General features: G+C 66.9%; 23 protein-coding genes. 9 read left to right on the forward strand and 14 right to left on the reverse strand.

All coding sequences use genetic code 11. The features are described 5' to 3' along the window. Positions 1-24 precede the first annotated feature (24 nt). The 9 genes from soxA to QX051_RS12845 all read right to left on the reverse strand — a co-directional run bounded on the left by soxA (position 25) and on the right by QX051_RS12845 (position 8,323). Entirely contained in the window at positions 25-801 is a 777-nt protein-coding gene (gene soxA, locus QX051_RS12805; protein WP_315776540.1) for a sulfur oxidation c-type cytochrome SoxA, read from the reverse strand. Continuing rightward, positions 801-1,121: a thiosulfate oxidation carrier complex protein SoxZ gene (gene soxZ, locus QX051_RS12810; RefSeq protein WP_315776367.1), complete on the reverse strand. Its 321-nt coding sequence runs from the start codon at positions 1,119-1,121 to the stop codon at positions 801-803. The genes soxA and soxZ overlap by 1 nt, the downstream gene beginning before the upstream one ends. Further along, on the reverse strand, positions 1,121-1,609 hold the full coding sequence (locus QX051_RS12815; protein ID WP_315776368.1) for a SoxY-related AACIE arm protein: 489 nt from the start codon (positions 1,607-1,609) through the stop codon (positions 1,121-1,123). Before QX051_RS12815 ends, soxZ begins: the two co-directional genes overlap by 1 nt. Positions 1,610-1,615: 6 nt before the next feature. Beyond that, a complete protein-coding gene (soxX, locus tag QX051_RS12820) occupies positions 1,616-2,062 on the reverse strand; it encodes a sulfur oxidation c-type cytochrome SoxX (RefSeq protein WP_315776369.1) in 447 nt (148 codons plus the stop codon). Continuing rightward, on the reverse strand, positions 2,046-3,323 hold the full coding sequence (locus tag QX051_RS12825) for an NAD(P)/FAD-dependent oxidoreductase (protein WP_315776541.1): 1,278 nt from the start codon (positions 3,321-3,323) through the stop codon (positions 2,046-2,048). Before QX051_RS12825 ends, soxX begins: the two co-directional genes overlap by 17 nt. 55 nt (positions 3,324-3,378) lie before the next feature. Beyond that, positions 3,379-5,562, reverse strand: coding sequence for a xanthine dehydrogenase family protein molybdopterin-binding subunit (locus tag QX051_RS12830; RefSeq protein ID WP_315776370.1), 2,184 nt, complete (start codon positions 5,560-5,562; stop codon positions 3,379-3,381). 10 nt (positions 5,563-5,572) lie between these two features. Further along, a complete protein-coding gene (locus QX051_RS12835; RefSeq protein WP_315758474.1) occupies positions 5,573-6,022 on the reverse strand; it encodes a (2Fe-2S)-binding protein in 450 nt (149 codons plus the stop codon). 137 nt (positions 6,023-6,159) lie between these two features. Continuing rightward, positions 6,160-7,560, reverse strand: coding sequence for an MFS transporter (locus tag QX051_RS12840; protein WP_315776371.1), 1,401 nt, complete (start codon positions 7,558-7,560; stop codon positions 6,160-6,162). Between the two features lie 130 nt (positions 7,561-7,690). Further along, positions 7,691-8,323, reverse strand: coding sequence for a GntR family transcriptional regulator (locus QX051_RS12845; RefSeq protein WP_315776542.1), 633 nt, complete (start codon positions 8,321-8,323; stop codon positions 7,691-7,693). A gap of 120 nt (positions 8,324-8,443) precedes the next feature. Between QX051_RS12845 and bioB the strand changes: the two genes are divergently transcribed. The 5 genes from bioB to QX051_RS12870 all read left to right on the forward strand — a co-directional run bounded on the left by bioB (position 8,444) and on the right by QX051_RS12870 (position 14,659). Continuing rightward, the gene (bioB, locus tag QX051_RS12850; protein ID WP_315776372.1) at positions 8,444-9,496 is read left to right on the forward strand and encodes a biotin synthase BioB; all 1,053 of its coding nucleotides are present in this window, start codon (positions 8,444-8,446) and stop codon (positions 9,494-9,496) included. Positions 9,497-9,596: 100 nt separating this feature from the next. Then, on the forward strand, positions 9,597-10,742 hold the full coding sequence (locus QX051_RS12855) for an 8-amino-7-oxononanoate synthase (RefSeq protein ID WP_315776543.1): 1,146 nt from the start codon (positions 9,597-9,599) through the stop codon (positions 10,740-10,742). After that, positions 10,739-11,371, forward strand: coding sequence for a dethiobiotin synthase (bioD, locus tag QX051_RS12860; protein WP_315776373.1), 633 nt, complete (start codon positions 10,739-10,741; stop codon positions 11,369-11,371). The genes QX051_RS12855 and bioD overlap by 4 nt, the downstream gene beginning before the upstream one ends. After that, positions 11,368-12,633 carry an adenosylmethionine--8-amino-7-oxononanoate transaminase gene (locus tag QX051_RS12865; protein ID WP_315776374.1) on the forward strand — a complete coding sequence of 422 codons (1,266 nt, stop codon included), beginning with the start codon at positions 11,368-11,370 and terminating at the stop codon, positions 12,631-12,633. The genes bioD and QX051_RS12865 overlap by 4 nt, the downstream gene beginning before the upstream one ends. An 82-nt stretch (positions 12,634-12,715) precedes the next feature. Continuing rightward, complete coding sequence (locus tag QX051_RS12870) at positions 12,716-14,659, forward strand: alkyl/aryl-sulfatase (protein WP_315776375.1); 1,944 nt, start codon at positions 12,716-12,718, stop codon at positions 14,657-14,659. Positions 14,660-14,703: 44 nt separating this feature from the next. On the opposite strand, the gene QX051_RS12875 is transcribed toward QX051_RS12870, so the two are convergent. Next, the gene (locus QX051_RS12875; protein ID WP_315776376.1) at positions 14,704-15,774 is read right to left on the reverse strand and encodes a glycosyltransferase family 4 protein; all 1,071 of its coding nucleotides are present in this window, start codon (positions 15,772-15,774) and stop codon (positions 14,704-14,706) included. 296 nt (positions 15,775-16,070) lie between these two features. Between QX051_RS12875 and QX051_RS12880 the strand changes: the two genes are divergently transcribed. The 4 genes from QX051_RS12880 (at position 16,071) to QX051_RS12895 (ending at position 22,043) form a co-directional block, all read left to right on the forward strand. Further along, positions 16,071-17,834 (forward strand): ABC transporter ATP-binding protein, encoded by a 1,764-nt coding sequence (locus tag QX051_RS12880; RefSeq protein WP_315776377.1) that lies wholly within the window; start codon positions 16,071-16,073, stop codon positions 17,832-17,834. 72 nt (positions 17,835-17,906) lie between these two features. Next, complete coding sequence (locus QX051_RS12885) at positions 17,907-20,108, forward strand: amylo-alpha-1,6-glucosidase (protein WP_315776378.1); 2,202 nt, start codon at positions 17,907-17,909, stop codon at positions 20,106-20,108. 47 nt (positions 20,109-20,155) lie between these two features. After that, positions 20,156-20,614 carry a PRC-barrel domain-containing protein gene (locus tag QX051_RS12890; protein ID WP_315776379.1) on the forward strand — a complete coding sequence of 153 codons (459 nt, stop codon included), beginning with the start codon at positions 20,156-20,158 and terminating at the stop codon, positions 20,612-20,614. A 106-nt stretch (positions 20,615-20,720) separates the two neighbouring features. Further along, positions 20,721-22,043 (forward strand): MFS transporter, encoded by a 1,323-nt coding sequence (locus tag QX051_RS12895; protein WP_315776380.1) that lies wholly within the window; start codon positions 20,721-20,723, stop codon positions 22,041-22,043. A gap of 14 nt (positions 22,044-22,057) precedes the next feature. Here the strand turns inward: QX051_RS12895 and QX051_RS12900 are convergent, their stop codons facing one another. The 4 genes from QX051_RS12900 to fixL form a co-directional block, all read right to left on the reverse strand. Beyond that, positions 22,058-22,750, reverse strand: a complete 693-nt coding sequence (locus QX051_RS12900) for a helix-turn-helix domain-containing protein (protein ID WP_315737706.1) — start codon at positions 22,748-22,750, stop codon at positions 22,058-22,060. A gap of 112 nt (positions 22,751-22,862) precedes the next feature. After that, the gene (locus tag QX051_RS12905) at positions 22,863-23,267 is read right to left on the reverse strand and encodes a response regulator (RefSeq protein ID WP_315737144.1); all 405 of its coding nucleotides are present in this window, start codon (positions 23,265-23,267) and stop codon (positions 22,863-22,865) included. A gap of 77 nt (positions 23,268-23,344) precedes the next feature. Further along, positions 23,345-23,962, reverse strand: a complete 618-nt coding sequence (fixJ, locus tag QX051_RS12910) for a response regulator FixJ (RefSeq protein ID WP_315772439.1) — start codon at positions 23,960-23,962, stop codon at positions 23,345-23,347. Next, a complete protein-coding gene (gene fixL, locus QX051_RS12915) occupies positions 23,955-25,466 on the reverse strand; it encodes a sensor protein FixL (RefSeq protein ID WP_409998092.1) in 1,512 nt (503 codons plus the stop codon). Before fixL ends, fixJ begins: the two co-directional genes overlap by 8 nt. Between the last annotated feature and the right edge of the window lie 4 nt (positions 25,467-25,470).

Here is a 25,470-nt window from a genome sequence, read left to right on the forward strand (position 1 = left end):
GCGTTGTGGTTTGGTTCGACGCACTCACGGCCGCACCGCCGGCGCGTCCATCGGCATGCCACGCGCGCGCGACATCAGGTAGAGCTCGAGCGCGATCATGTCGGGCGCGTCGAAGTCGAAGGCTTGCGCGCGGATGCCGGTCATGCAGCCGCGGAGGCGGCGCTGCAGCGAGCCCATGCCTTGCCATTCCAGCCGGTAGATTGGATAGCCCGTCGGCTGTCCCTGCGTGATCGCGGAGCCGGCAAGATGCTTGCTCCAATTGTCATCGTGACAATTGGAGCAGGCGAGGTTGAGCTGGCCCTGCCGCTGCATGAACAGCTCGCGCCCGCGCGCAACTGACGGCTCCAGCCGCGGATCGTCGCCGGCGGTGATCGGCATGCCGCGCGATTGCCGGGCGATCAGCGCTGTCAGAGCCAGCAGCTCGCGGCTCTCAGGGGCGAACGGCTCAGCTTCCTGATGCTGCCTGCGGCAGAGATTGACGCGCTGGCCGAGATCGACCGGAGCGGCGCTGGCGGCATTGAAGGCCGGATAGCGCGCGGCGACGCCCTTCATGCTGACGTCGACCTCGCCATGGCAATCGTTGCAGGATTTGTTCGCCGTGCCCGCTTTCGTCGTCCACAGCGTCTCACCATCGAGCACCGACAGCATCGCGGGATTGGCGGTGTCGTCGTCCTGCATCGCCCTGGTGTCGGACGACATGAAGTCATAGCCGGAGCGGCGCGCGGATTCCGCAATCTCACCCGCGACGACGGGCAACGCTGCGCCCAGCAAAGCTGTGACCGCGAGAAGCGCGCTCCGCATCATTCGACCGTGATCGCCGCCGAGGCGCTGGCGACGAAGCCGTTGTCGCCGATCCATTCGAACTCGAAGCGGCCGCTCTCGCGCGCGGTGGTGAAGAACGACAGGAACGGATTGGCGGCGATGGCGGGAAACAGATCGGCCCGAAAGATCTCGGTGCCGTTGAAGCGGCAGGTGAAGCTGGTGATGATGTCGCGCGGGACGGCTTCGCCCGCCGCCGTATGGCGATAGCCCGGCTCCATGACGTGGCTCATCAGCGTCTTGATCTCGACGACGGCGCCGCGCTTGGCCTTGGCGGGAACGTTGACGAGGGCGGCAGGCATCACGGCATCTCCTCGGTGCAGGCGGCCAAGGTCACGATGACGTCGACGCTCGCCGACCAGAACGAGCCGTCGGACAGTCTTGCGATCGCCACCACCTTCTGCGTGTCGGCGAGCCGGATGCGGGTCGTCACCTGGGCGCGGCCGGCACTCGCTGTCAGGTGAAAGTTGGCGACGTTGGGCTGCGGATTCTTCTCGTTGAAGACGTGGATGCTCTTGGCGTAGCTGTTAGGCGTCATCGGATGATCGACGCTGACGGTCATCGGCACGGTGTTGCCGTTCTCGACCAGCGGCGGGATGTCGAGCCGGACCTTGCCGACCGTCACATTGGCCTCGCCGACGAGATTGCGGATCGCCGACGCGAGCATCGCCGGCGTCGCTTGCGCAGGCCGGACCGTGACCAGCGGCAGCGCGCCGGCGGCGGTCAGCGTTCCCGCCAGTTGCAGCAGGTGGCGGCGCGAGATGTGGGACGATTCGAACATGCCGATCATATGGGCTCACTCGCGCAAGGTCGCGAGATAGGCGACGATGTCTTCGATCTGCTCCGCCGACAGGATCGGCTTGTCGCGCCAGGCGGAACCGACGCGCGTCAGCCCTTCGACACGGTAGTAGGACGGCATGATCGTCTCGGGATTGACGCGGCTGGCATCGACCAGCCGCAGCCTGAGCTGCGCGGGCGTGGAACGGCTGCCGGCGCCGGCAAGGCTGGGCGCGAGATCGCCCTGGAAGCGTACCTCCGCAAACGGGCCGGAGTGACAGAGGATGCAGGTCGAGCTGCGCGCGACCACCAGCGCGCGGCCGCGGGCGGCGTCGCCGGGCCGTCCGGTGAGGGAAGAGGCGATGCCGTCGCCGGTGATCGTAGTGGGCGCGAGTGTCTGCGCCGCGACAGCGGCGGGCAGGGCGGCGACGATCGCGGCGATGACAAAGCTAGCCGAAGGCATCATGGGTCAGCGCCTTGAACCAGGCCGTCGCCGCGTCGGCCTCACGCGCGCGCGTCTCGCGCGGTGCGTCGACCGGGCTGCTCCGGCCGCCCTCGACCTCGGCGAAGATGTCTCCCTTGGGCTGATAAACGCCTGCCAGCGAGAACGCGTAGTCCGGCGCGACGATGCTGTAACAGATGCCGGTCAGCGGCGGCGGCTCCGACGGCCGTCCCGTCAGATCGCGCACGATCACGGCCGCACACGCCTTGCCCTGCGCCTGCGCGGCGCCGGCCGATTTCGGGATGCCGCCGCCGAGACAGGCGTCGCCGACGACGTGGACATCCGGGACGAGCTTCGAGGCGAAGGTCGCGGCATCGATCGGGCACCAGCCGGTGCGGTCGGCCGCGCCGGCGAGCGCGGCAATGCGGCCGGCCTTCTGCGGCGGGATGATGTTGGTCACATCGGGATTGTAGTTGCCGAACTCGGTGACGACGGTGCGCGTGGCAACGTCGACGCCGGTGACGCGGCCGCCCTGCGATAGCGGGATACGCTCGATCATGCCGCCGTAGAGCTGCTGCCACGCCTGCTCGAACAGCTTCTGCTGCGAGAAGCTGTCCTTGGCATCGAGGATCAGCACCTTCGACTTCGGCTTGTGCGCCTTGAGATAATGCGCGATCAGGCTGGCGCGCTCGTAAGGCGCGGGCGGGCAGCGCGACGGATTGGCCGGCACCGCGATGGCGACGGTGCCGCCATCCGGCATCGCCTCGATCTGCTTCCGCAGCAGCAGCGTCTGCTCGCCGGCCTTGTAGGCGTGCGGCATCACGGCGGAGGCGGCCTCATCGTAGCCTTGCAGGGCCGTGAAATCGAGATCGATGCCGGGCGCCAGCACGAGGCGGTCATAGGCCAGCGTGGTGCCGTCGGCGAACGTGACCTTGTGGGCCGGCGCATCGATCGCCGTGGCCGTCTGCAGCACGACGCTTACGCCTTCGGCTGCGATCTTGTCATAGCCGAACTGCTGGGCACTGATATCGCGCAGGCCGGCGATGACCTCGTTGCTGAGCGGACACGCCGTGAAGGTCTTGTTGGCCTCGACCAGGGTGACGTCGAGCTTCGCATCCGCCTGGCGCAGCGCGCGGGCGCAACTGGCGCCGCCGAAGCCGCCGCCGATCACGATGACGCGCGCCATCGCTTGTGCGCGCAGCACGGCAGGGGCGGCGATCATGGCAACGCTTGCCGCGATCAGGCCGCCGACCTCTCTGCGCGTGCGCTGCCGGGACATCGTCATCATCTTGCAATAGCACGGCGGCGGCCATTGTTCCCAACGGCTGCCGCCACGCGGGTCATGCGAAGGTGATGTTCTGGGCGCGCAGCGGCACCGAGCGGATGCGCTTGCCGGTGGCAGCGAAATACGCATTCAGCACCGCGGGCGCGGCGACGCCGATGGTCGGCTCGCCGACGCCGCCCCAGAAGCCGCCGCTCGGGATCATGATCGCTTCCACCTTCGGCATCTCGCTGATCCGCATCGAGTTGTAGCTGTCGAAGTTGGTCTGCTCGATGCGCCCGTCCTTCACGGTGCAGCCGCCGTAGAACAGCGCCGACAGGCCGTAGACGAACGAGCCCGCGATCTGCCGCTCCACCTGCGCCGGATTGACCACGTAGCCGGGATCGGTCGAGGCGACGATGCGGTGGATCTTGATCTTGGTGCCGTCGATCACCGAGATCTCGGCGGCGCCCGCGACATAGCTGCCATAGCCATGGAGCTGCGCCAGCCCGCGATGAACGCCGTCCGGCGCCGGCGTGTCCCAGCCGATCTTCTCGGCCACGGCGTTCAGCACCGCCAGATGCTTGGGATGATCGGCCATCAGTTTGCGGCGGAATTCCAGCGGATCCTGGCCGGCCGCATTGGCGAGCTCGTCCATGAAGCATTCGAGATAGATCGCGTTCTGGTTCACGTTGACGCCGCGCCAGAAGCCCGGATTGATGTGCGGGTTGCGCATCGCGTGTTCGATCAGCAAATTCGGCACGGAGTAGCCGATCGTGGCTTCGCCCGATGGCGCGAGCCCCTGGAAGGTCGCGGGGTCCTTGCCGTTGACCAGCGCGTCGGGCCGCAGGCTGAACAGGATCGACTGGCCGGAGATGCGCATGTGCAGCGCGGTCAGATTGTTGTCGGCGTCGAAGCCGCCGGTCAGCTTGCACTGCGTGATCGGGTGATAGCGGCCATGCGTCATGTCCTCCTCGCGCGACCACAGCAGCTTGACCGGCGTGCCCGGCATCTCCTTGGCGATCTTCACCGCCTGGCGGACATAGTCGGTCTGGCCGCGCCGGCCGAAGCCGCCGCCGAGGATCAGCTTGTGCACCTCGCACTTCTCGGCCGGCAGGCCCGAAGCCTCCAGCACCGCCGCGAACGCCGCCTCGCCGTTCTGCGTGCCGCACCACACCTCGCAGCGGTCCGATGTGTAGACCGCCGTCGCGTTCATCGGCTCCATGGTAGCGTGGTTCTGGTACGGATAGTCGTAGACCGCCTCGACCTTCCTGACGGCATTGGCGAGCGCGGCCTTGGCATCGCCGTTCTCGTTGCCGACGAAGGCCGGCCCGGATTCCAATCCTTCCGCGAGCCATTTGGCGATCGACGCCGAAGAGACCTTGGTGTTCTCTCCTTCGTCCCACACGATCGGCAGCGCATCGAGCGCCGTCTTCGCGTGCCACCAGGTGTCGGCGACCACGGCCACGGCGGTGCCGTCGATCGCCACCACCTTCTTGACGCCCTTCATGCCGGCGATCTTGGCCTCGTCATAGCTCTTCAGCTTGCCGCCGGTGACCGGACAGTCCTTGATCGCGGCGTTGAGCATGTTCGGCAGCTTCATATCGGCGCCGTAGATCATCGCGCCGGTGACCTTGTCGGCGGTGTCGAGCCGTCTCACGCCCTTGCCGATCAGGGTCCAGTCCTTCGGATCCTTCAGCTTGACGTCGGCAGGCGGCGTCAGCTTCGCGGCGGCTTCCGCCACCTTGCCGTAGGTCGTCGTGCGGCCCGACGCTTTGTGGGTGATGACGCTGTTGGCGGCGGTGCATTCGGCCACCGGCACCTTCCATTCGTCGGCGGCCGCCTGGATCAGCATCATGCGCGCGGCGGCGCCGCCCTTGCGGACGTAGTCCTGCGAAGAGCGGATGCCGCGGCTGCCGCCGGTGGAGAAATCGCCCCACACGCGCTTGCGGGCGACGTTCTGGCCGGGCGTCGGATATTCGGTCGTCACCTTGCTCCAGTCGCAGGCAAGTTCTTCCGCGACGAGCTGGGCGAGACCAGTGAGCGAGCCCTGGCCCATCTCCGAGCGGGCGATGCGGATCACCACGGTGTCGTCGGGCCGGATCACGACCCAGGCATTGACCTCGGGCGAGCCATCCGCGGCGCGCACGATTTGCGGCCCGCCGAACGGGATGTCGAGGCCGAGCGCGAGGCCACCGCCGAGCGCGGCGGTGCCGATGACGAAGGACCGGCGGTTGAGGCGCGGCGTCACATGCTGGTTCATGCCGTCCTCCTCAGGCGTTGGCAGCGGCGTGGATCGCCTCGCGCACCTGCGCGAAGGTTCCACAGCGGCAGATGTTGGTGATGGCGTCGTTGATGTCCTGGTCGCTCGGCTTCGGATTGTCCTTCAACAGCGCGGCGACCGCCATGATCATGCCACTCTGGCAGTAGCCGCATTGCGGAACGTCGTTCTCCAGCCACGCCTGTTGCACCTTGTGCAGGCCGCCGTCGCTGGCGAGTCCCTCGATGGTCGTGATCTGCTTGCCGACGGCCTCGGAGACGGTGACGCCGCAGGAACGCACGGCGGTGCCGTCGAGATGCACGGTGCAGGCGCCGCATTGTGCGATGCCGCAGCCATATTTGGTGCCGGTCAGTCCGGCGTTCTCGCGGATCGCCCACAGCAGCGGCGTGTCGGGCTCGACGTCCAGAGCATAGGATTGTCCGTTGATCGTGAGGTTTGCCATCGCAGATCCCTTTCGTTCAACTCGCCAGTTGAACAGAAGGCTGCAATGTGGCGCGAACGTTTGCATCCTTCAAATCAAGAATATGCGTTTGCCGCGCGGGAAGATCTGTGATGAGCCGGGGTTGTAGTTGCTTCGGCTCATGGGCCGCGCGGCGGAGCTACGGCAAGCCGCAGGAAGCTCATCACGCTGCCCAGCGCGGCGAAACCTGCGCCGAGGGCCAAGGCAAGGGTGGCACCTTCGCGCCCCGCAAGGCTGAAGCACAGGGCGGCCAGCGCCGCGCCGGTGGTCTGGCCGGTCAACCGGGCCGTGGCGACGATGCCGCTGGCGCCGCCGCTGCGATGGGGCGGGGCGCTTGACATGATGGCCTTCATGTTCGGCGCCTGGAAGAAGCCGAACCCGATGCCGCAGATCAGCATGCGCCAGACGATGTTGGCGATGCTCGGGTTCTCCGGCAGCATGGCCAGCAGCGCCATGCCGGATCCGAGCATCACCAAGCCGATGCCGCCGAGCAGGCCGGCGGGAAAGCGGTCCGACAGCCGGCCGGCGATCGGCGCCATGATCGTCACGGCGAGCGGCCAGGGCGTCATGAAGAACCCGGTCTCGACCTGCGAGCGTTGGAGAATGTCCTCGAAGTAGAACGGCAGCGACACGAAGCCGAGGCCCTGGACCGAGAAGGAGCAGACGGCTGTCGCCGCCGACAGCGCGAACACCCCGCGGCGGAACAGGTCGATCGGCAGCATCGGCGCGGGATGATCGGCCTGGCGGCGGGCCAGGATGACGCCGAGCACGAGCGCTGCGACCAGCTCGGCCACCACCATGGCCGGCGTCGCGCCATGCGCGGCGCTGCCGATGCCGGTGATGAACAGGCCGAGGCAGAGCGCAGCGAGCCCGGCGCCGAGGAAGTCGAAGCCGTGGTCGGCGCGCGGCGTGCGCGGCAGCATCTTCAGGCCGATGGCAATCGCGATCAGGCCGAACGGCAGGTTGATCGCGAACAGCCAAGGCCACGAGCCGAGCGAGAGAATGGCGGAGGCGATGGTCGGTCCGAAGGTGAAGGAGATGCCGACGACGAGCGCGTTGTGGCCGAGGCCGCGGCCGAGCATTTTGCCAGGATAGACGTAGCGCACCAGCGCGGTGTTGACGCTCATGATGCCGCTGGCGCCAAGGCCCTGCAGCGCGCGGGCAACCACCAGCGTCGGCAGCGACCACGCCAGCGCGCAGCCGACCGAGGCGAGCGTGAACAGCAGGAGGCCGCCGAGATAGATGCGCTGATGGCCGACGATCTCGCCGAGCGCGCCAAGCGGCAATAGCGTCGCCACCAGCGCGATCTGATAGATGTTGACGACCCAAACCACCTCCGCCGGCGAGACGTGGAGATCGGCGGAGATCGACGGCAGCGCGATGTTGGCGATGGCGACGTCGAGCGAGGCCATCGACAGTGCCGTGAAGATCGCGGCGATCGCCCAGGGCCGCTTGCCGGGCGGCAGGCCGTCGGCAGTGCCGTCGCCGGCGAGCTTCGAAGCGTGGTGGCGGTTGGACATGGAGACCTTTGGGGACCTTCGGCTCGCGGGGCGCGTCCGGATCAGCATGTACACTCGAACAGGCGGGCGCCCCAGCCGTCGCGGGCGCATGGCGGTATGCGCCCGGTCGCAAGGAACGGGTTGAAGCCGGCTACACGCCCGGCCGTGCCAACCGCTCGATCGTCTGGTTGTGCCGCGTCAACAGCTCGCAGGCGTGGCCGATCTGGCGGGCGCGCAGGGCCTGCAGGATCAGGCGGTGATCCTGGTTGGTGCGCGGACGCCAGCCGGCATTGCGCGCCATCGCCAGCACGAGGCGCGAATTCGCGAGGCGGAGTCCGTCGAGGCTCGCCAGCAGCCGCGGCATCGCGCAGGGCGCGACCAGCGCGCGGTGGAAGGCGCGGTTCGCTGTCTCGAACTCCTGAATGGTCTCGGCATTGTCGGCTTCGATCAGCGCGAGCTCGATCGCGGCGAGATGCGTCGGCGTATAGCGCGGCGCGGCATTGCGCAGCGCGATCACCTCGAGCGCGACGCGCATCTCGACGATCTCCCTGGTCGACTTCGCATCCAGCGGCGCCACCCGCACGCCGCGGCGCGGCGCCGCGACCACCAGATAGAGCGCCTCGAGCTGCCGAAATGCCTCGCGCACCGGCACGTGGCTGGAGTTGAACTCGCGCGCGACGTGGTCCTGCCGCAACGGCGCGTCGGGCGGCAGCGCACCGCTGACGATGCGGTCGGTGATGGCTTCGGCGATCCGCTGAGCGGTGGTGAGATTCTCGTCCGGCATAGTCATAGATTATCTATCGAAAAAACCAATGCAGCGGAAGCTCTCGTCCGATACGGTGCTCGAATACAGAGAAATCATAGATAATATCTATGATAATCTATAATTTGGCGTGGAGCGAGCATGATAGATCGAAGCGGCGCGGGCCCTGATCGAATGGCGGTTGGCTATGCCATCCGTCATGACTGGACCAGAGACGAGGCCGAGGCGCTCTACCGCCTGCCTTTTCCGGACCTGATGTTCCTGGCGCAGTCGGCGCATCGCCGGCAGTTCGATCCCACCCGCGTTGAGACGGCGAGCCTGCTCAGCATCAAGACCGGCGGTTGTCCGGAGGATTGCGGCTACTGCTCGCAGAGCGCGCACTACGACACCGGGCTCAAGGCGACGAAGCTGCTGGATCGCGACGAGGTGGTCGCCACCGCGCGGCGTGCCAAGGCAGCGGGAGCCGAGCGCTTCTGCATGGCCGCGGCCTGGCGCAGTCCGAAGGATCGTGACCTCGATCAGGTCTGCGACATGGTCAGCGCAGTGAAGGGTCTCGGCATGGAGACCTGCGTCACGCTGGGCATGCTGACCCCGCCGCAGGCGGAGCGGCTCAAAGCGGCCGGGCTCGACTTCTACAATCACAATGTCGACACATCGCCCGAATTCTACGATCGCATCATCACCACGCGCACGCTGCAGGACCGGATCGACACGCTCGCGCATGTGCGCCAGGCCGGCATCAAGGTGTGCTGCGGCGGCATCATCGGCATGGGCGAGGAGGTCGATGATCGGCTCGGCATGCTGGTGCTGCTGGCCAATCTCGCTGAGCATCCCGACAGCGTGCCGATCAACATGTGGAACGAGGTCAAGGGCGTGCCGGTCAACGATACGGCCGCGCGCCCCGATCCGATTGCGCTCGTGCGATTGATCGCGGTCGCGCGGATCCTGATGCCGGCCAGCGTGGTGCGGCTGTCCGCGGGCCGCCAATATATGAGCGACGAGCTGCAGAGCCTGTGCCTGCTCGCCGGCGCCAATTCCATCTTCATCGGCGACGTGCTGCTGACCACGGCCAATCCGCAAGCCCAGCGCGACGCCGATCTGCTCGCGCGTCTCGGCATGACCTCGTCGCTGTCGGCGCGCCCGGCCGTGCCGGCCGCCGCCAGAGAGAGCGCGGACGCGCCGTCCCCGGCCTGATTCGAGCCTGATCGCGATCTCGGGGCGACCGCGCCCACGGAACTGCCTTGTCGTGCCGGTCCACGCCTGCGGCTGACCGAAACAGAGCGGAGCCATGTCCATGCCGTCCGACAGATTGGCGATCTATTCCGACGGTCTGCAGAGACTCGCGGCCGATGACCGGTTGCGGCGCCTCAGTCCACGGGCCGGTCTCGATTTCTCCTCCAACGACTATCTCGGTCTCGCACAGGCTCCGCGGATGAAGCGCGCGGTCGCCGCGGCCATGGAGGCCGGCACGCCGGTCGGTGCCGGCGGCTCGCGCCTGCTGCGGGGCAATTGCGAGGAGCACGAACGGCTCGAGGCGGAAGCGGCGCGCTTCTTCGGTGCCGAGAGCGCGCTGTTCTTCGGCTCCGGCTACATGGCGAACTTCGCCGTGCTCACCACGCTGCCGCAGCGCGACGACCTGCTGGTGCTCGATGCGCTGGTTCATGCCAGCACCCATGAAGGCGCGCGCGCCGGCCGTGCCGAGACGTGCCAGTTCAGCCACAACAACGCCCAGTCGGCCGAGGACGCGATCCTGATCTGGCGCAGGGGCGGCGGGGTGGGCCGGCCCTGGATCGTCGTCGAAAGCCTCTACAGCATGGATGGCGATCTCGCGCCGCTGGCGGATTTGATCGCGATCGCCGAGCGCCACGATGCCTTTCTGCTGATCGACGAGGCCCATGCGACCGGGGTCCATGGCGCGCAGGGCCGCGGTCTTGCCGCAGCCTACGAGGGACGCGAGAGCATCGTGACCGTTCACACCTGCGGCAAGGCGTTGGGCGCCGCCGGCGCGCTGGTCACCGCAAGCCGCGTGCTGTGCGACACGCTGATCAATCGCTGCCGCCCCTTCGTCTTCAGCACGGCGCCGTCGCCGCTGATGGCGGTGGCGGTGGCGGAAGCGCTTGCGATCCTGCGGGAAGAGCCGGAGCGGCAGCGGAGGCTGGCGCAGCTCGTCGCCTTCGCCCATGGCGCGATCGCCGCGCGCTTCGGTGAAAGCTGGTCGCCGTCGCAGATCATTCCCTGCATCGTCGGTAACAATGCGCGCGCGATGAACCTGGCTGCAGCGCTGCAGGCGCGGGGCTTCGACGTCCGCGGTATCCGCCCGCCGACGGTGCCGCCGGGCACGGCGCGGCTCCGGCTGTCGCTGACCTTGAATATCGACGAGGCGGCCATCTCGGCGCTGCTCGATGCGCTCTCCGACGAGATCGGAGGGCTGCGGCCATGACGCTGCGCATCGTGGTCACCGGGACCGACACCGGGATCGGCAAGACGGTGTTCGCCGCCGGCCTCACGGCGCTGCTCGGTGCCTGCTATTGGAAGCCGGTCCAGGCCGGCCTTGCCGAGGAGACGGATGCCCGCCGTGTCCAGCGGCTCGCCGAACTCGCCGACGACCGCGTGTTGCCTGAAGCCTATCGGCTGGCCGAGCCGGCCTCGCCGCATCGCGCGGCGCGCCTCGCAGGCATCAGCATCGATCCGCTCAGCCTCCGTCCTCCGCAGGCCGTCGGCCAGCCTGTCGTGATCGAGGGGGCCGGCGGGGTCATGGTGCCGCTCGATTCCGGAACGCTCTATCTCGATGTCTTCGCGCGCTGGCAGCTCCCGGTCGTGCTCTGCGCGCGCACCAGTCTCGGCACGATCAATCACTCGCTGCTGTCGCTGGCGGCGCTGCGCAGTCGCGGCATCGACGTGCTCGGCATCGCCTTCATCGGCGACGGCCACGACGACAACGAAGATACGATCTGCCGGTTCGGCGAGGTGAGGCGCCTCGGCCGGTTGCCCTGGGTCACGCCGCTGACGGCGCGATCGCTGCAGCACGTGTTCGGTACTCAATTCCAGCGCACGGATTTCGAAGGATGACGCGCAACGCAGCCTCGCCGATCTGGCATCCCTTCACGCAGCACGCCCTCCAGCCCGAGATGACACCGGTCGCGCGCGGCGAGGGCGCCTATCTCTTCACCGCCGACGGCAGGCGGATCATCGATGCGATCGCGTCCTGGTGGGTGGTCACGCACGGCCATTGCCATCCGCATATCGTGCGCGCGATCCAGGATCAGGCCGAGCGGCTGGATCAGGTCATCTTCGCCGGTCATACCCATGAGCCGGCCGAGCAGGTTGCCGCCGGGCTGCTCGCGCTGGTGCCGCCGAGCCTCACGCACGTGTTCTTCTCCGACAGCGGCGCCACCAGCGTCGAGGTCGCGCTGAAGATGGCGCTCGGCTATTTCAGGAACATCGGCGAGTCGCGCACGCGCATCGTGGTGATGCAGCATTCCTATCACGGCGACACCATCGGCGCGATGTCGGTCGGCGCGCGCGGCGTGTTCAATGCGGCCTATGAGCCCCTGCTGTTCGACGTCGCCGTCGTCCCGTTTCCAGCGCAAGGCAGGGAACAGGCGACTCTGGATGCGCTCGCTACATTTTGCGAGAAGGACCTGCCGGCCGCCTTCATCGTCGAGCCCTTGGTGCTCGGCGCCGGCGGCATGCTGATGTATCCGGCCGCGGTGCTGCGCGAGATGCACCGGATCTGCAAGGCGTTCGGCGTGCTGTTCATCGCCGACGAGGTGATGACCGGCTGGGGCCGCACCGGCACGTTGTTCGCCTGCGAGCAGGCGGACATCGCCCCCGATATCGCCTGCTACGCTAAAGGACTGACTGGAGGCGCGATGCCGCTTGCGGTTACGCTGTGCAGTCCCGCCATCTTCGAGGCGCACTATTCGACCGACCGCGCCTGCACGTTCTTTCACTCCAGCTCCTACACCGCCAATCCGATCGCCTGCGCGGCGGCGAGCGCCAATCTCGAGCTGTTGCGGCAGCCGCAGACGCGCGCCCGGATCGCCGCCGTCGCGGCCGCGCAGGAGCGCTGCCTCGACCGCTTGCGTTACGACGAGCGATTTGCCGACCTGCGGCGCTGCGGCACCATCACCGCGCTCGATCTCCACGCCGACGAGCCCGGCTACCTCGCCGAGGTCGGCCCCAAGCTGCAAGCCTTCTTTCGCGACCGCGACGTCCTGCTGCGTCCGCTTGGCCACACGATCTATGTCATGCCGCCTTACTGCGTCACCGCCGGGGATGTCGAGACGGTCTATGCCGCCATCGACGAGGCCGTCGATCACGTGCTCTGAGGGGCTGTTCTGCGGACCGCGATTTGCGCTCCGCGATCCCGCGCACTAGCATCGTGCCAACGTCGTTGCGGAGGAAGCGGTCATGAACGCGCCGGTCAGCGGAGATGGCACCAAGGAGTGCAAGGAGGCCAGCGCAGCCGTGGGCGCGGCGCAGCAGGCTCTGCTGGAGGCGCTGCCGTTCGGCGACACCGCCGATTTCGATGATGCCGCCCGCGGCTTTCTCGGCACGATCGATCAGGCCAAGGTGGCGACGGCGCAGGGGCGCACCGTCTGGAGCCTCGCGCCTTACGGCTTCCTCGACGCGGAGCAGGCGCCGCCGACCGTCAATCCCAGTCTGTGGCGGCAGGCAAAGCTCAACATGCATCACGGCCTGTTCGAGGTCGTGCCCGGCGTGTACCAGGTGCGTGGGCTCGACATAGCCAACATGACGCTGATCGAGGGGGACACCGGCGTGATCGTGGTCGACACGCTGACCTCGATCGAGGGCGCGCAGGCTGCATTGGAACTGTACTACCAGCACCGCGGCGTCAGGCCGGTCACGGCGGTGATGTTCACGCATACCCACACCGATCATTGGGGCGGCGCGCGCGGCGTGGTCGACGACGATGCCCTGGCCAGCGGCCGCGTGCCGCTGATCGCGCCGAACCTGTTCATCGAGCATGCGGTCTCCGAGAACATCATCGCCGGCCCCGCGATGCTGCGCCGGGCGCAATATCAGTTCGGGCCGCTGCTCGCGAAGGGTCCGAAGGGCCATGTCGATTGTGGGCTCGGCAAGACCATGGCGGCGGGGGCCGTTGCGCTGCTGCGGCCGACCGACCTGATCATGGCGACCGGTGACACCAGGACCATCGACGGTCTCACCTTCGAATTCCAGATGGCGCCGAACAGCGAGGCGCCGGCGGAGATGCATTTCTTCGTGCCGCGCTATCGCCTGTTGAACCTCGCGGAGAACTGCACGCACAACTTCCACAACCTGCTGCCGTTTCGCGGCGCCGACGTGCGCGACGCGCTGGCGTGGTCGAAATATCTCGGCGAGGCGCTGCAACTGTGGGGTAGCAAGGCGGAGGTGATGTGCGGCCAGCATCATTGGCCGATATGGGGCGCGAGCCGTGTCGACGGCATGATCCGCGAGCAGCGCGACCTCTACAAGTTTGCCCACGACCAGACGGTGCGGCTGATGAATCATGGCCTGACCGCAAGCGAGATCGCCGAGCAGATCAGGCTGCCCCGGAGCCTCGAAGGGGCATGGCATGCGCGCGGCTATTACGGCCACATCCGCCACAACGTGAAGGCGATCTACCAGAAATATCTCGGCTGGTATGATGCCAATCCGGTCAATCTCGATCCGCTGCCGCCGGTCGAGGCCGGCCGGAAATACGTCTCCTATATGGGCGGGGCCGAGGCGCTGCTGGCGCGGGCGAGCGCGGACTTTGCCAACGGCGAATTCCGCTTCGTCGCGCAGGCCGTGGGTCATCTCGTCTTCGCCGAGCCGGACAATGCCGAGGCGCGCGCGCTGCTGGCCGACACGCTGGAGCAGCTCGGCTATGCCGCCGAGAGTGCGACCTGGCGCAATGCCTATCTGTTCGGCGCGCAGGAGCTGCGCCAGGGTATGCCGGAGGTTCCGGCCCGGCCCGGCCTGCCGCGCGAGACGCTGGCGGCGCTGCGCACCGAGCAGCTATGGGACGTGCTCGGGGTCAGGCTGAACGGGCCCAAGGCGGAGGGCAAGCACATCGTGCTGAACTGGACGTTCACCGACACCGGCGAGCGCTTCGTGCTCACCTTGCAGAATTGTGCGCTGACCTATGCGGTCGGCGTGCAGGCGTCGACCGCCGATGCGGGGTTCACGCTGGCGCGTTCGACGCTTGATGCGGTCATTGCCAAGGCCACGAGCTTTCCGGAAGCGGTCGCCGCCGGAAAGATCAGCTTCGCGGGCAATCCGATGCGGCTGGCCGAGCTGATGTCGCTGATGGATGAGTTCCCGCGCATGTTCGAGATCGTCGAGCCGAAGCGAGGCGCCGTGACCTGAGTTGAGGCGGAGGCCGGGCTGCCGACTTGCCCGGCCTCCTCGTGCTATTCGGCGCTGCTGACCAGCCGGATGCGCGGCTTCGCGATGTCGATCAGGCTGCGATACGCGGCGAGATAATCGAGCGCCATGCGGCGCGCGGTGAAGCGGCGCTCGAACTGCTCGCGCACGCGGGCGCGGCTCAGGTCGGGCAGGCGATTGACGGCCGCGACCGCGCTGAGCTCGTCCTCGACGATGAAGCCGGTCACGCCGTCGTCGATCACTTCTGGAACCGAGCCGCGGTTGTAGGCGATCACGGGCGTGCCGCAGGCCATCGATTCGATCATCACGAGGCCGAACGGCTCCGGCCAATCGATCGGCAACAGCAGTCCGAGCGCGCCAGACAGGAACTCCGGCTTCTCACGATCGCCGATCTCGCCAATGAACTCGACGAGCGGATTGTCGTGGATCAAGGGACGGATCGTCTGCTCGTAATAGTCTTGGTCAGCGCGATCGACCTTGGCCGCGATCTTCAGCGGAATCCCGCAGCGCATGGCGATCTTGATGGCACGGTCGACACCCTTTTCCGGGGCGATGCGTCCGAGCACGGCGAGATAGCTCGGCGTCACCGGCTTGGGCATCAGGAGCGTTGCGGGCAGTCCATGCAGCACGGTGCGCACCCAGTTCGCATTCGGCACTGGCCGGCGCTGTGAGTCCGAGATCGAGACGACGGGAACATCCTTGAAGACCGAGAACACCGGCTGGTGCTCCGGAAGATCGAGCCTGCCGTGCAAGGTGGTCAGGAACGGTGTGGGTTGCCGGTGGAACAGGGAGAACGGGTAGTAGTCGAGGTGGAAGTGCAGAATGTCGAACTGTTCGTCGTCGCATTGCTGCCGGACGTTTTCGAGCATCACCATATGCAGCGCGTTCGGATCCCTCACCGATCCGTCGAGGCGCAGAGCTCTCGGCCATGTCGGAGAGAGCTTCGCCGAGGTCTGAGAATCGCCGCTGGCGAACAGGGTGACGTCGTGTCCGAGGGCAACGAGCTCTTCGGTCAACCAATGAACGACCCGCTCAGTGCCGCCGTAGAGCTTCGGAGGCACGGCCTCCGTCAATGGAGCTATTTGCGCAATGCGCATCTCGTCGTCTCCTGTTCGTGACCGATCATGGATGAATCCCCAATGGCGCCGGCACTGCCACAGCGGGAACGTTGTCGCATGTGCGAAGTTCCATTCACGCGATCACTCTTTCTTCGACACAACGTGTTCCGCGCCGTCTCATTGATGCCATCCATCCCCGCTCTCCAACGCTGCCCGCCGCGGCATCACCGGAGGGCAGGGTTGCGCTGCGAAGGCGCACGGAACCGGAGAAATGGTTCATCGTTCATCTGGCCCCATCAGGTGTCGCCACGACCTCGCTCATCAAGGGGAAGACCATGGATCAGCTTTCAGGCTACGCGCACCGACCCTTTCCCTTCGTGATGCGCTATCTGCGCAAGCGTCCCACCGCCCATCTCGTGATCCTGATGGCCGTCATCGGTGCGGTTGCCTGTTCGGTAGGCACGCAATATGGCGTGAAATCCCTCGTCGACAACCTCTCCGCCGGGCCTGCGGGGGGCGGCAACGTCTGGGCCGCGTTCGTGCTGCTGATGGCGCTGATCGCGACCGACAACATTCTGTGGCGCGTCGCCAGCTGGATCGCGAGCTTCACCTTCGTCCGTGTCACCGGAGATCTCCGGCGCGACATCTTCCGTCATCTCACCGGGCATTCGCCGAGCTATTTCGGCGACCGTTTGCCCGGCATGTTGTCGAGCCGCATCACGGCGACGTCGAACGCCGTGTTCACCGTCGAGAACATGTTCGTCTGGAACGTCTTGCCGCCATGCCTCGCCACCGTCGCGGCGATCTGTCTGATCGGAACCGTGAGCGGCCCGATGGCCATCGGCCTGCTGCTGATCGCGGCGATGATGGTGGCGGCGATGTTCCGTCTGGCGGCAGCCGGCAAGCCGCTGCATGACGATTTCGCCGACAAGGCGGCCATGGTCGACGGCGAGATGGTCGACGTGATCTCGAACATGCCGCTGGTGCGCGCGTTCTGCGGCCTGCGCCACGAGCATGACCGATTCGATGCGACGGTCGACAGGGAGCTGGAGGCGCGCGGGCGCAGTCTTCGCTACCTCGAGAAGCTGCGCATTCTGCACGCGACGGTCACGATCGTGCTGACGGTCGCGCTGATGGCTTGGGCGATCTCGCTGTGGCAGCGGGGCGGGGCGACGACGGGCGACGTCGTGCTGGTCTGCACGCTCGGCCTCTGCATTCTCAACGCGACGCGCGATCTGGCGGTGGCGCTGGTCGACGTCACCCAGCACGTGGCGCGCATGAGCGAGGCGATCGCGACCCTGCTGCAGCCGCACGAGCTGCGCGATCACCCCGAGGCCGAGCCGCTGGTCAAGAGCGGTGCGGCCATCGCCTTCGACAACATCACCTTCCACTATCCAGGCGGCCACAAGCTGTTCGACAATTTCACGCTGCGGCTGCAGCCGGGCCAGCGCGTGGGCCTGGTCGGACAGTCCGGCGGCGGCAAGTCGAGCCTGTTCACGCTGCTGCAACGGTTCTATGATCCGCAAGCCGGGCACATCAGGATCGATGGTCAGGACATCGCCAAGGTCACCCAGCAGAGCCTGCGTGAGGCGATCTCGGTGGTTCCGCAGGACATCTCGCTGTTCCATCGCTCCATTCTGGAGAACATTCGCTACGGACGTCCGAGTGCGACCGACGACGAGGTGTTGCGGGCGGCGATCGCGGCGCGCTGCGACTTCGTCGAGACACTGCCGGAAGGACTGCAGACGATGGTCGGGGATCGCGGCGTCAAGCTGTCGGGCGGGCAGCGCCAGCGCATCGCGATCGCGCGGGCGTTCCTCAAGGACGCGCCGATCCTGCTGCTCGACGAAGCCACGGCTGCGCTCGACAGCGAGTCCGAGGAGGCCATCCGCGAGGCGTTGAGTCGGCTGATGCGCGGCCGCACCGTCATCGCGATCGCGCATCGGCTCGCGACCTTGCGGAATTTTGACCGCGTGGTGGTGCTGAAATCGGGCAGGATCATCGAGGACGGCGCACCCGACCGGCTGATGCAGGACGAGGGCCCGTATCGGGATCTCGTGACCCAGGAGATGAACCGGCTCGCCAAGTTCGCCGCCTGATCGTAGCGTCGGGTCGCGTCGAGAACGTGCACTCTCGGTTGTCTGGGCACTTCAACATCGCATGAGGCCAACATGTCCGCCGAAGTCGCAAGCACACTGTCGTCGATCACCCAGACGGACGAGCCCGCGGAGCAGCCGTTCTATATTCCCATGACGGGGCCGGCGTCCCGGCCGCGGCGCTCGCTCAAGCACGACGATACGTTCATCGTCCTCGACGGCCACGGCGACATCGGCGCCTCGGCCGGCGGACCGGACGGTCTCTTCAACGCTGATACGCGCTATCTCGCGCGGCTCGAATTGACGCTGGACGACGTTCAGCCCCTGCTGCTCGGCTCGAGCCTGCGCGACGACAACTCCGCGCTGACCGTCGATCTCACCAATCCCGACATCTACAGCCAGGGCCGCCTGGTGCTGCCGAAGGATATGCTGCACATCGTGCGCACGATCTTTCTGTGGCATGGCACGGCCTATCAGCGCATCGGGCTGCAGAACCATGGCGATCGCCATGCCAGCTTCGATCTCAAGCTGACATTCGACAATGACTTTGCCGACCTTTTCGAGGTGCGAGGCACCGTGCGGCCGCGGCGCGGCATCGGCTCGAGCCGGCTGGTGGACCCGTCCGAGGTCGTCCTGCGCTATCGCGGCCTGGACAACGTCCTGCGCACCACCGACGTGAGCTTCGATCCGCGTCCGACGCATCTCACCGTCAATGCCGCAACCTATCATTTCGATCTTGCCCCGCAGGAATCGGCCTCGCTGTTCGTGGCCGTGATGTGCAACGCCAAGGCCGGCGAGCGGCCCCGGCGCTTCTTCCGCAGCCTGCTCGCCCATCGCCGAGAGATGCGCCGATGCACCGTAGGCGCCGCCAGCATCGAGACCTCCAACGACATCCTCAACGAGGTGCTGTGCCAGGCAGCGGCCGATCTGAACATCCTGATGACGGATACGCCGGAGGGGCGTTATCCCTATGCCGGCATTCCCTGGTATTCGACGACATTCGGTCGCGACGGGCTGATCACCGCGCTGCAGATGCTGTGGGTCGATCCGCGCATTGCCCGCGGCGTCCTGCGCCGGCTCGCCGTGCATCAGGCGCGCACGACCGATCCGCTGTCCGATGCCGAGCCCGGCAAGATCCTGCACGAGATGCGCGGCGGCGAGATGGCGGCGCTGCGTGAGGTGCCGTTCGGCTGCTATTATGGCAGCGTCGATTCCACGCCGCTGTTCGTGCTGCTCGCCGGGCTCTATATCGAGCGCACCGGCGACATCGACACCCTGAGGGAGCTATGGCCGGCGATCGAGCTGGCGTTGCGCTGGATCGACGGCCCCGGCGATCCCGATCGCGATGGCTTCGTGGAATATCAGCGCGCCTCCGAGCAGGGTCTCGCCAATCAGGGCTGGAAGGACTCCTACGACGCGGTGTTCCATGCCGATGGACGTCTCGCGGAGGGTTACATCGCGCTTGCGGAGGTGCAGGGCTATGTGTTTGCCGGCAAGCAGCTGGCGGCGCGTTGCGCCCGTCGGCTCGGCAAGGCCGAGATGGCGGACCGGCTCCAGGCCGAGGCCGCTGATCTCGCGGAACGGTTCGAGGACGCCTTCTGGTGCGAGGATCTGAACACCTATGCGCTCGCGCTCGACGGCCACAAGCAGCCCTGCCGCGTCCGGACGTCCAACGCTGGGCAGCTGCTGTTCAGCGGCATGGTGCGCGAGGATCGCGCCCGCAAGCTTGCCGCCGAACTGCTGCGGCCGCATTTCTTCTCGGGCTGGGGCATCCGCACCGTCGCCTGCGGCGAGCCGCGCTACAATCCGATGTCCTATCACGACGGATCGATCTGGCCGCACGACAATGCGCTGATTGCGCTCGGCCTGTCGCGTTATGGCCTGAAGCATGCGGTCGAGCAGGTGTTCGGCGGCCTGTTCGAAGCAGCGTCCTACATGGATCTGCGCCGGCTGCCGGAGCTGTTCTGCGGCTTCCGGCGCGAGAAGCATCGGGGCCCGACGCTCTATCCGGTGGCCTGCGCGCCGCAGGCCTGGGCGAGTGCGACGCCGTTCACCTTGCTCGAGGCGGCGCTCGGGCTTGAGTTCGACGCCGCGCGCGGCGAGATCCGCCTGCGCAATCCGCGGCTGCCGGCGTTCCTGGACTGGGTGGTGCTGCGCGATCTCAGGCTCGGCAACTCGACGATCGACCTGCGGATTCGCCGCCATGGCGAGGACATCTCCATGGAGGTGCTGCGGCGGCGCGGTCAGATCCAGGTCTCGCTGGTGCTGGCGCAATGATGACGCTGAAACACGCCCTCCGCCGAGCTGCTCGCAGCTGCCTCCTCATGCTGCCGCTGCTGATCGGTCTGCATGCGACTCATGGGCATGCGCAGCAGCCGTCGCCGACACCGCCCGCCAAGGATGTGGCGGCGCCCGCGAAAGAGCCGGCACCACCCCCTTCGGTCACGATCCTCGGCGCGCGCGATGCGCATGGCGTGCTCGGTCGCGACGTGCGCAGCTCGACCGGCGAGGACATGGGCCACATCGTCGACGTCATCGTCGATCTCACCGGCACGGTGCGCGCCGCGGTGATCGATTTCGGCGGCTTCCTCGGCGTCGGCAGCCGCAAGATCGTGGTCGACTGGACCGCGCTCGATTTCAAGCACATCGCCGAGAAGAGCGACCAGGTCACGCTCGACCTTACCAAGGAGCAGGTGAAGGCCGCGCCCGAATACAAGGAGGACAAGCCCGTCGTCGTGCTCGGCGCGTCCGGCAAGCTGTCACCCTGGGATTTCGATCATTGAGTTGAAGCGTGAGATTGCCGGTCCGGCCTGCGCGTGCAGCGGAACACGGTGGGGATGTTCTGTCCCGTCAGCCTCATGAGTTGAGATGAGTTGAGATGTGAGAGCCATGCCGATTGCACGGCCGTCGAGATCGCCTGACCGGGAGCCCGAGCCTGACGGCGCGGCAGAGGCGGGCGTGCGTCCGGATGCCGGGGAGGATCATGGCCAGACTTCAAGACCAGCGCCGTCGCGGCAGAGCCTGCGCGGGCTGGACTGGTTCATCTTCTTCCTGGCCGACGTGCAGACCGGCTTCGGTCCCTTCATCGCGGTCTATCTGACGACGCAGAAATGGACGCAGGCGCAGATCGGCCTGGTGCTGTCGATCGGCGGCATCGTCGGGCTGATCGGGCAGATGCCGGGCGGCGCGATCATCGATGCGGCCAGATCCGAGCGCCGCGTCGCCGGCCTTGCCATCGCGGCCATCGGCGGCTGCGCGCTGGCCTATGCGGCTTGGCCGATCTTTCCCGTGGTCGCGGCTGCCGCAACGTTGCATGCGGCGGCGAGCTGCGTGCTGGGACCCGCGATCGCGGCGATCAGCCTCGGCCTGGTCGGGCCGCGCGGCATGGCGGAGCGGCTCGGCCGCAATGCGCGGTTCGCGTCGCTCGGCAATGGCGTGGCCGCGGCCGTGATGGGCACCTGCGGCTATCTGCTGTCCAGCCGCGCCGTGTTCTTGGTCACCTTCATTCTCGCCTTTCCGACGCTGATCGCGTTGTCGCGAATCCGCGAGCGCGAGATCGACGTCGCGCGGGCGCACGGCCGGGCCGATCACGAGGACAAGGAGGTCGCGCGGCTGTCGAATCTGCTCGGCCTGTTGCGTCTGCGCGCGCTGCTCGTCTTCGCGCTCGGCGTGTTCCTGCTGCAACTCGCCAATGCGGCGATGCTGCCGCTGATGGCCGGCGTGGTGACGACGAAATCGAGCGAATGGGCGCCGATGCTGATCGCGTTCTGCATCGTGGTGCCGCAGGCGATCGTGGCGCTGACCTCGCCCTCGGTCGGCGCGGTGGCGCAGCAATGGGGCCGCAGGCCGCTGCTGATGCTGGGGTTTGCCGCGCTCGCGATGCGCGGCGCGCTGTTCGCGGTCGTGCACGATCCCTACGTGCTGGTGGCGGTGCAGATCTTCGACGGCGTCACCGCGGCCGTCTTCGCCGTGATGATTCCACTCACGGTGGCCGACGTCGCCTTCGGCAGCGGGCACTTCAATCTGGCGCAGGGAATTGTCGGGACGGCGTCGGGGATCGGCGGATCGCTGTCCACCGTCGTCGCCGGCTTCGCCAGCGACCGCTACGGCAGCGCCACCGCCTTCATGGGTCTGTCGGGCGTGGCGCTGACAGGTCTTCTTCTGATCGCGTTGCTGATGCCCGAGACCGGGCACCGCCGGCGCAGGGCGTGAACGGGCAGGTCGCCTCAGGCGTCCATGCTGCGCAGGCGCTGGCGGTTGCGCAGCACGATCTGGCGGGCACCGGAGAAGCCGAGAACGCCCTGGCTGTGCAACTGCGACAGCGCGCGCGACACGGTCTCCAGGGTCAGGCCGAGATAGTCGCCGATATCGCGGCGGCACATCGGCAGCGCCATCATGCCGGCGACGGCGAGGCGGCGGTCCATCTCGAGCAGGAAGGTGGCGACGCGCTCCATCGCGGTCTTGCGGCCCAGCAGCAGCATGTGGTCCTCGGCATGGCGGAGATCGCCGGCCGTCATGGTCCAGAGCTTGCGGGCGACCGTGACGTCGACGCCTGCGGCCTGTTCGAGGCTGCGGCGTTTCACCAAGCGCACGGTGGTGTCGATGATGGCTTCGGCGGCGAGACGGTGCATGGAGCCGAATTCGAGGCCGAAAACGTCCCCTGGAAGATGGAAGGCGCCGATCTGGCGGCGGCCGTCGGAGAGCAGCTTGTAGCTGCGAACCGCGCCGGAGATCACCTGGTAGACGTACTCGGCCGGCTCATCCTCGCCATAGATCTCCTCGTCCTTCTTGTACGAGAACTCGCTGGCGATCAGCCCGGTGTGGCCGGTGATCTCGGCAAAGGGATTGGCCGCAGGAGAGGGGACGGTGTGGGGAACGTTGGTGCTGACGACCGAATTGATAATCGACTGATTGAGCATGACCATCTCCTTGCGGCGGATGGCGATGTGGTACACGGCGGCTCCCGTTAAGGACATTTCGCGCGATATCTTAAGGGGGGCCCCTTACGTAGATATACGTAGGCCGGCCGGGTCAGGAGACGCGCTGTGCGGTACCCGAATGGTCGTTGGCGATCGCTTTGCGGATCCGCTTCACCAGATTGTCGTCGAGCAGCGGCTTGAGCAGGAAATCCTGGATCCCGACGGCCGCCGCGCGCGCCGCAAGCCTGTCATCGTAATGGCCGGTGATCAGCACCACCGGAGCGGTGGCGCCCTGCTTACGCAACCGTTCGGCGAGCTCGACCCCGTTGATCTCCGGCATCTTGTAGTCGACCACGAAGCAGTCGACGGGCGCGTGGTCGGAGGCCTTGAGCAGCGCGGTGCCGCTGCGAAACGTGCGCACGTCGAAGCCGTCAGCCTCCAGCAGGAAGCGCAACGAGCCGAGGACGTCAGCATCGTCGTCGGCTACGTAGACCGTAAGTTTTGTGTGAGCCGACATCGCACGTGCCGCGAGAATGTGATGTTGAACCGAGGCACAACATAACACTCGATTCTGTCAAGGTATCTTGATCTAGCTCAATCCTTCAGCGCGCCTGCGCGCATCGCCAGGCGCACCAGCTCGGAGAGGCTGTTCGCTCCCATCTTGGTCATCACGTTGGCCCTGTAGACCTCGATGGTGCGCGGACTGATGTCGTATTCGCGCGCGATCAGCTTGTTGGAGAGCCCGGCCATCAGTCCATCCATCACCTGTCGCTCCCGGGGGCTCAGGCTGGCGACGCGTGCCAGGACATCCTGCGTGACCGATTCGTTCTTCGCGGCCGGCTCTGCCTGCTGGATGGCCGTTTCGATCATGGCAACCAATCGCTCGTCCTCGAACGGCTTCTCCAGAAAATCGACCGCGCCGAGCTTCATCGCCTCGACCGCGAGCGGCACGTCGCCATGGCCGGTCATCACCAGGATCGGGAAGCTGCTGCCGGCGGCCTTCATGCGCTTGAGCAGCTCGATGCCGTCGATGCCGGGCATCCGCACGTCCGAGACGACGCAGCCGAAAGGGAGCGTCGGCAGTCGGCCGAGGAAGACCTCCGCGTTCTCGAACAGCGTGACGTCGAAGCCTGATGAATCGAGCAGGAAGTTGAGCGAATCCCGCATCGCCTCGTCGTCGTCGATCACATAGACCTTGGCCCGTTCAGCCATCGTGCTCAACCCTGGTCGAGGCCGCCGGCAGGGTGAAGCGGAACGTCGCTCCGCCCGCCTCGTTGTTCTCGGCCCACATGCGCCCCCCGTGGGCCTCGATGATGGACCGGCTGATCGAGAGGCCGACTCCCATTCCAGTGTCCTTGGTGGTGAAGAAGGTCTTGAAGAGGTTGGGCATGACGTCGTCGTGGAATCCCGTTCCGGTATCGGAGACCGAGACCTCGATCAAGTCGTCGCCGAGTCTGCGATTTGTCGCACTGAGCTCGCGGCGGGCGGAATGAGACATCGCCTCGAGCGCATTGCGGAACAGATTGACCAGGACCTGCTGGATCTGGACCCGGTCGGCCAGCACGAGGTCGGCCTCCGGATTGAGCTGGAAGCGCAACTGGACGTTCTGCTCGCGGGCGCCGGAAAGGCCGAGCGCGCCGGCTTCCTCGATCAGCTTCGACAGGCTCTCGACCCGCTTCTCCGATTCGCCGCGTGAGACGAAGTCGCGCAGACGGCGGATGATCTGGCCGGCGCGAATCGCCTGCTCGGCGGCGCGGTCCATCGCGCTCTCGATCTTGGGCGTGTTCGGATCGCCGCTGCCGGCCAGCAGCCGGCGCGAGCCTTTCATGTAATTGCTGATCGCGGCGAGCGGCTGGTTCAGCTCATGCGCCAGCGCCGAGGCCATCTCGCCCATGGCGCTGAGGCGCGACACGTGGACCAGCTCCGACTGCAATTCGCGCAGCCGCGCCTGGGTCTGCTGATGCTCGGTGAGATCATGGGCGAAGCCGGTGAAATAGGGCTTGCCGCCGGACTGCATCTCGCCGATCGACAGATGCATCGGGAATGTCGTGCCGTCGCGGCGGCGGCCGGTCACGATACGGCCGATGCCGATGATACGGCGCTCGCGGCTGGCGTGGTAGCGGGTGAGGTAGCCGGCATGGCGGGAGCGGTCCGGCTCGGGCATCAATTCGCTGACGTCGAGGCCGACCGCCTCCGCCTCGGTGAGGCCGAACATGCGCTCCGCCGCGGAGCTGAAGAACTGGATCGTACCGCTGCCGTCGATCACGATCATCGCGTCCGGCACGGTGTCCAGGATCGAGCGGAAATGCTGCTCGCGCAGCCGCAGCGTCTCCTCCAGCCGCTTCTCCTGGTCGATGTCGAGGGCGATGCCGCGCAGACGGTGCGGTGTGCCGGCCTCGTCGGGGACCACGCCGGCAAGCACGCGAATCCAGTGGCCGCTGCCGGACATCTTGAACGACATGTCGAACCCGGTGCTCTGACGGCGCGAATCCTCGATCGCCGCCTCAACCGGCGCGCGATCCTCGGGCGCCAGCAGCGCCAGGAAGGAGCCGTAGGTCACCGGCTCGTCGGCCGCCACGCCGAACAGCTTCCGCGTCGTCACCGACCAGTAGAACTCGCCCGACGCCAGATCGAGATCCCACGCGCCGAAGCCCAGCGTCCGAGCGTCGTCGGGTCTGGCGAATGCATCCGGGAAGGGTTGGGTGAAGCCGCGCAATTCG

The sequence above is a fragment of the Bradyrhizobium sp. SZCCHNR1053 genome (assembly GCF_032381235.1).
GTDB lineage: Bacteria > Pseudomonadota > Alphaproteobacteria > Rhizobiales > Xanthobacteraceae > Bradyrhizobium.